Origin of the sequence: Enterococcus sp. (assembly GCF_022711995.1) — a bacterium.
Lineage (GTDB): Bacteria > Bacillota > Bacilli > Lactobacillales > Enterococcaceae > Enterococcus_D.
Map to the genome: position 1 here is coordinate 1 of NZ_JALAHI010000053.1, position 7459 is coordinate 7459.

General features: G+C 38.8%; 6 protein-coding genes. All 6 read right to left on the bottom strand.

The window, feature by feature from the left end; genetic code table 11:
* Positions 1–635: 635 nt before the first annotated feature.
* Positions 636–2135, bottom strand: coding sequence for a HAMP domain-containing histidine kinase (locus Q0A12_RS05390; RefSeq protein ID WP_291291642.1), 1500 nt, complete (start codon positions 2133–2135; stop codon positions 636–638).
* Between the two features lie 14 nt (positions 2136–2149).
* Complete coding sequence (locus Q0A12_RS05395; protein ID WP_003127863.1) at positions 2150–2836, bottom strand: response regulator transcription factor; 687 nt, start codon at positions 2834–2836, stop codon at positions 2150–2152.
* A gap of 143 nt (positions 2837–2979) precedes the next feature.
* Entirely contained in the window at positions 2980–4401 is a 1422-nt protein-coding gene (gndA, locus tag Q0A12_RS05400) for an NADP-dependent phosphogluconate dehydrogenase (RefSeq protein ID WP_291291643.1), read from the bottom strand.
* 199 nt (positions 4402–4600) lie between these two features.
* Positions 4601–4780, bottom strand: coding sequence for a 50S ribosomal protein L32 (gene rpmF / locus Q0A12_RS05405; RefSeq protein WP_005229191.1), 180 nt, complete (start codon positions 4778–4780; stop codon positions 4601–4603).
* Positions 4781–4836: 56 nt separating this feature from the next.
* The gene (locus tag Q0A12_RS05410) at positions 4837–5397 is read right to left on the bottom strand and encodes a DUF177 domain-containing protein (protein ID WP_291291644.1); all 561 of its coding nucleotides are present in this window, start codon (positions 5395–5397) and stop codon (positions 4837–4839) included.
* 186 nt (positions 5398–5583) lie between these two features.
* Entirely contained in the window at positions 5584–7368 is a 1785-nt protein-coding gene (pyk, locus tag Q0A12_RS05415) for a pyruvate kinase (protein WP_291291645.1), read from the bottom strand.
* Positions 7369–7459: the final 91 nt, after the last annotated feature.

Below are 7459 nucleotides of genomic sequence, written 5' to 3' on the forward strand. Positions count from 1 at the left end.
TTGCTTCATAAATGAAGCGCCCTACACATTGGTTCGTTTGCTTGCTTTGTTCAGTTTTCAAAGGTCTACTTCGCTGCGTTAGCAACTTTTAAATCATATCAGATCGACAAGTGATTGTCAACTCTTTTTTAAAAGTTTTTTCAAGTGATTGTTATTTAATCACTCTTTAACTCTCAGCGACTTTTATATCTTATCATCTCGAAAGCCTTATGTCAACAACTTTTTTTAAAGTTTTTTTCAACTCAGTAAGTTGTTTTAGCCAGTGCTTTCTTGCGACTTTGTTATAATAACATCTGTATCAAACTTCGTCAACACTTATTTTAAAAAAAATAGTTGAAAGATTTGAAGTGTTGCTATCACAAAGACAAATACTAATATAGCAATTCTCCTAAGAAAAATCAACAAAAAACAAAGCTTTTTCCCAATATTTTTTTTAACCGAATTTTCCCTCTCATCTTAAACTTATTGTTCGTTTTTATAGCAATAATTGTGTTTTGTAATTGCTTATATTTCTTCATTGTTCCTATTTATAAAAACAGTCTAGAAAACGAAAAGCTCTGATTCTACCTAATCCTAAGAAAAAAGCAGTTGCTTGTTATCATTCTGCAACAAGCAACTGCCTTTTCTTATGAATATTATTTCAAAACATCCTTACTTGATTGAACGACAGGGATATAAATCCTGAAAATTGTTCCTTGTCCGATTACACTTTCAGCAGTAATACGACCTTTGTAGCTTTCAAGCAATTGCTTCGCAATAGATAAGCCTAACCCATTGCCACCTTTTGTTCTTGCTCTTGCCTTATCCACTCGGTAAAACCGATTAAAAATCTTGTCTAGGTCTTCTTTACTGATTCCTTCGCCAAAGTCTTGGATGGCGATTTCAAATGTTTGCCGATCGGATGAAATGGATAGATGGACCTCTTTGCGGTCTGTAGAATACTTGACCGCATTATCTAGAATAATAATAATAATCTGTTCGAAATGATTTCGATAAATTTTTAGAGTCAGTTCATGGTAGAGATCATCATCTAATGTAAAGACAAATTCTGGATACAGAATTTTAAAATTATTGAACACTTGATAAACGACTTCTTTGGCTTTCGTTGTCTCATTGGCATAATGAACATCTACTTGCTCCGCTCTAGAAAGATCCAACATCTCTTGAACAAGTGTCTTCATGCGACTAATTTCTTGCATACTGGCAGCTAAAGACTCATCCAGTATCTCAGGATCATCTTTCCCCCAACGCTGCAAGAGGCTCATATGCCCTTCAATGATCGCCACTGGTGTCCGTAATTCATGGGAGACATCTTCGACAAATCGCTCTTGCTGCTCGATATATAGACGCATACGATCAAGCATCTCATTAAAGATATCTGCCAAATCGGACAATTCATCATTCGTATTCAATTCGGGCATATGCACAGTGGATTGAGGATTTTTTCGGACTGTCTCCATTGTATCTCGCAACATTTTTAGTGGCTGCAGAAAATAAGCAGACAAGAAAAAGCCTAACACACTGCTGAGGATCAGAGAAACAACTTCAAGAATAATCAATGTTAATAGCAATTTACTGCGAATCTCATAAAATGATGTCAACTCATAAAATGTCTGGGCATAGCCAATTTTTTCTCTTGTTTCTTTTGAATAGATTGGTTGAATCGACAAAAAGCCAGTGATTCCATCTAATGTAACAATCGTTGGCGGTTTTCGCTGCACATCGATCAAAGAAAGATTATTTTCATGGGTTTTGAAAATCAGTTCTTGATTCAAATTATAGACAAATAAGCTTAGAGACGATTGACCCAGCTCAGAAATAAACGAATCAATTTTCATTAAATTCCCGTCGATCGTTGATGTCCGATCGTAAATACTCGTATCGCCATTGTCATTTTTCGTCAAATTTCGATACGTTCGCACCAATGTCAGCTCTTGATCGGAATTTGCTAAACGTGAAGCTACTTCTGACATCGTGCGTTCCACATTGTTTTCTTCTTTAGCCACAATCAAGTTGATAGACGTTTTGTAGGTGATGACCGCAAAAATCGTAAAAACAACAAATATAAAGAAAGAACTTGCGAAGGCCCACTTCACAGTCAAAGAAGGCCCCTTCAGTTCTTTTAGTTTTTTCATTCTTTTTTTTATGCTCACGAACGCATCACGTATCCCGTTCCCCGAACCGTTTGGATATAACTTTCTTCTCCAGGTACATCGATCTTATTGCGCAGATAACGAATATATACATCGACTACGTTTGTTTCTACTTCAGTTTCATAGCCCCAAACTTTATTTAGTAACACATCGCGGGCTAGTACGACATTGACGTTCTCCATCAAAGTCAAAAGCAACTCATACTCGCGTTTTGTCAATTCGATGACATCGCTGCCTCGGCGTACCACACGGTTTTCTTTCTCGATGGTTAGATCGCGATAAGTAATCGTGGTTTGCTTAGCAACATTTTTATCTCCTTCAATATCGATGCGACGCAACAAAGCACGTAAACGCGCGAGTAATTCTTCAATCGCGAAGGGTTTCACAATATAATCGTCTGCCCCGTGATCTAGTCCTGAGACACGATCGATCACTGAATCTCTCGCTGTCATCATAATGATTGGCGTGTTTTTCGTTTGGCGTACGCGACGGCAAACTTCTAGTCCGTTTAGCTCTGGTAGCATCAAATCCAGTAAGATAGCATCCCATTCATTGTTCAACGCTGCATCCAATCCCGTTCTGCCATTGTAATGTACTTCTGTATTATAGCCTTCATGCTTTAATTCTAATTCCACGAATCGAGCTAAGTTCTTTTCATCTTCTATGATTAGAATATTACTCATCAGTTAGAGCTCCTTTATCGATTATTATGCACATAGTTAGACACTATCTGCTTTATTTTATCATGTATCTAAAAAATAAAAAAGAGATTGACCGAAAGTTCTCACTGTTCGGCCATTCTCTTAATTCGTTCCAATTGATTGACTTATTGTTCCTCATACCAAGAGTAGTGATAAATTCCTTCTTTGTCCGTACGTTCATACGTATGAGCACCGAAGTAATCCCGCTGTGCTTGGATCAAGTTTGCAGGCAAACGATCTGCGCGATAAGAATCAAAATATGCAATTGCTGAAGAGAATGTTGGTACTGGTACGCCCGCTTGGACAGCTAGTGCCACAACATCACGAACGGATTGTTGATAACGTTTTGTGATTTCTTTGAAGTAATCATCAAGTAGTAAGTTTTCGATGTCCGTATCTTTTTCGTAGGCATCAGTGATTTTTTGCAAGAATTGTGCGCGAATGATACAACCAGCACGCCAAATTTTTGCGATTTCACCAAATGGCAACTGCCAATCATATTCCTTCGATGCTGTCCGTAGCTGAGCAAATCCTTGAGCATAGCTCATGATTTTGCTGAAGTACAATGCTTCGCGGATCTTTTCAACAAATTCTTGTTTGTCTCCCGTAAATTCAAATCCTTCTGGTTTTGGCAAGACTTCACTAGCATTTACTCGTTCTTCTTTGTAAGCAGAAATATAACGGGCAAAGACAGATTCAGTGATCAATGGTAATGGAACACCAAGGTCTAATGCACTTTGACTCGTCCATTTTCCAGTTCCTTTATTGCCAGCCGCATCAAGAATCACATCAACGATTGGTTTACCAGTACCCAAATCATCTTTGCGTGTTAAGATGTCTGCAGTAATTTCGATCAAGTAGCTATCTAGCTCCCCTTTATTCCATTCAGAGAAGATGTCGGCCATTTCAGAAACCGATAATCCTAGTATTTTTTGCATCAAATCATAGGATTCAGCAATCAGCTGCATATCGCCATATTCGATACCATTGTGGACCATTTTTACATAGTGGCCAGCACCGTTTGGCCCAATGTAGGTAACACAAGGAGAACCGTCTTCTGCTTTGGCTGAGATTTGTTCTAAAATTGGTGCAACCAGCGCATAGGCTTCTTTTTGTCCACCAGGCATGATGGAAGGACCTTTCAACGCGCCTTCTTCTCCTCCAGAGACACCTGTACCAATAAAGTTGATACCAGAATTTGCTAGCTCTTCATTCCGACGGATCGTATCTTTGAAGAATGTGTTTCCTCCATCAATCAAGATATCGCCTTTTTCAAGATGAGGTAGCAATTCTTGGATCGTTGCATCGGTTGCAAAACCCGCTTTGACCATCAACAGGATGCGTCGTGGTGTTTCGATTGACTGCACGAACTCTTCAATCGTATAAGTTGCTTTAAAGTTTTTATCTGGATGTTCTTTTACTACTTCTTCTGTTTTAGAGCCTGTACGGTTGAATAGGGCAACTGAATAACCGCGGCTTTCAATGTTCAACGCTAAGTTTTTCCCCATGACTGCCATACCGACAACACCGATTTGTTGTTTTGTCATCACTCATCCTCCTAAGATTCAGTTATCTGTTTCATTATAGCGCAAAAGGAGGCTATTTTGAACTATTCTCTTTCAAAGAGTAAGAATTATTTCAGAAAAGTTGCGATTTTCATGAAACCAATCTGAAACAAAAAGAAAAATCCTAAGGCTCCATGGTTAGCCTTAGGATTTTGAAATCCATTTTTCTGTTAAAAAAGGATTATGCTTCTTTTGTTGCTACATCTTTTCCATCGTAATGACCACAGTTTGAGCATACATGGTGGCTTTTTTTCATTTCACCACAGTTTGCACATTCGTTCAAACCGTTAATAGTCAATTTGTAATGAGTACGACGTTTTGCTTTTTTTGCTTTAGAAGTTTTTCTTGCTGGTACTGCCATTTTGCTACACCTCCTTGTAAATGAAAGCAACCTTGAGGCTGCAATTTATTCCAATCCTACGCGTTATCATCTTCTGAATCGCTGAACAGTTCCGATAATTTTGCAAGACGAGGATCAACTTGTTGGGCTTGCGCTTCTTTCTGGTTTGCATAGTCTTCTTCTGATAAAACAGCCCAGTCATTTCCTGACGGCAACTCTGTGCTATTCTTTTCTTCCTCAGTAAGGACTTGCATCGGAATCGCAAGTAATAGGTTATCAGCCACTGAATCATCCAAACTGATTGTCTGACCTTCGATGATCAAGACATCTTCTTCTGGAATCATTTCATCTCGTCGCTGAAATTGCTCTGGTGTCATGAAGAGTTCGTCCACTGTAAAATCCATTGGTAAAGCAACTGGAGTCAATGAGCGAGTAGAAGGCAACGTAATCGTTGTTTCTATCCGATAATGAAGAAGATACTCATGTTTTCCCACAGACATCATTCCGGTAACTTTCACAGGAGACAAATCAATGATCTGTCCATCGCGTTTTATCAATTGATTTTTCAAGTTCAATGTTTCATCGAACATCAGCGGTGTCTCTTGGTATTTTTTTAATTCCAATAAAGACCATTTCATTTTTATCACCCCTAAGCAACAAAAGCAATTATACAGGGGTTATTTCCCTTTGTCAATGAAATTTTCTTGACACCTTTTTCATTTTTCACGCTGTAATTTTACGAGTCAAAAGAGACCGCTTTACAGAAAAAAACAGACCCGTCATTGTATGAACGAGCCTGTTGCCTTCTTTAATGAAAACGAAGATTAGATGGCTGTTGTTTCTCCACGGTAGACGATTCCACGACGAGAATCCACAGTGATCAATTCACCATCTTTGATCGTTGTTGTGGCATCTTTTGCACCAACGATTACTGGAAGGTCTTTCGCAATTCCGACAACCGCTGCATGAGAAGTTAAACCACCATCTTCAACAACAAGGGCTGCTGCTTTCTCAATTGCAGGCATATATTCTTTATCAGTTGTTGGAACAACTAAGATCATGCCGTCTTTTGCTTTAGCAATAGCTTCTTCGGCACTGTTGGCTACAACAGCGTTAGAAACGATTGATTTTTCACCGATTCCTTGTGCTTCAAGCAGTTTAGAACCGATCATTTGAATTTTCATTACGTTGGTTGTGCCACGTTCACCTACTGGTACACCAGCAGTGATCAAGATCAAATCGCCTTCTTTAGCAAAGCCAAGATCAACGGCTTGTTTTGCTGCTAATTCGAACATTTCATCTGTTGTTGAAGGTTTTTCAGCAACTGTTGGGTAAACACCCCAGTTTAACATCAACCCACGTTTTGTACGTTCGTCAAATGTTACTGCTAAGATATCTGCATCTGGACGATATTTTGAAATCATTTTCGCTGTATAACCAGATTCAGTTGCAGCAACGATTGTTTTTACACCAAGATTTTTAGCTGCACGAGCTACAGAAAGACCAATTGTTTCTGTAACGTCAGTTTTATCAAATTGGTTGATTTGGAAAGTGCTCATTTCTGCCAAAGCATTTTCTGCTTCAATATCGATACGAGCCATTGTTGCAACAGCTTGTACAGGATAGTCGCCATTTGCTGACTCTCCAGATAACATTGTTGCATCTGTTCCGTCAAACACTGCATTGGCAACGTCAGAAGCTTCTGCACGGGTTGGACGAGGGTTTTGTTGCATTGATTCTAACATTTGAGTCGCAGTAATAACTGATTTACCTACTGCATTACATTTTTTGATGATGCGTTTTTGAACCATTGGTACTTCTTCCGCTGGAATCTCAACACCCATGTCTCCACGAGCAACCATGATACCGTCAGAAACTTTGATGATTTCATCAATGTTGTCGATACCTTCTTGAGATTCGATTTTAGAGAAGATTTGTACATGAGTCATGTTCTTTTCTTCAAGAATTTCACGAATTTCTAAAACGTCTTGCGCTTTACGTACGAATGAAGCTGCGATGAAGTCGATATCATTGTCTAATCCAAAACGAATATCGTCAGCATCTTTTTCAGTGATACCAGGCAAGCTGATTGATACGCCAGGTGCATTGACACCTTTACGAGAACCTAACATTCCTGCATTTTTAACAACAACCACTAATTCACGAGTTGCTTCATCTTTTTCAATGATTTCCATGTCGATCAAACCATCATCAAATAAGATATGGCCGCCTACATGTACATCATCGAATAATCCAGGATAAGTCACTGCGATTTTTTCTTTTGAGCCTTTGTGCTCTGGGTCCATTGAGATACGTGTTTGATCTCCAACGTTGAATTGAATATAGCCTGCACGACCATAATCTGCTTCTGTTGTGTCTTGAACAGTTGTACGGATTTCTGCTCCTTTAGTATCTAAAAGAATCCCAACATCTTTCCCCGTTTTTTTGACCGCTTCACGCACCATTGTCATACGACTCAATTGTTCTTCATGGTCTCCATGAGAAAAATTGAAACGGAAGACATTCGCACCGGCTTCGATCAGTTCAGAAATAATTTCCACACTATTACTTGCTGGTCCTAATGTGCTGACGATTTTTGTTTTTTTCATTACTAAACGCTCCTATTCATTTATTTAAAATAGCTTAATAAGCTTTTTTTACAATATTACTGTTGCGTTTCATACTTCTTAAACTTAAAAA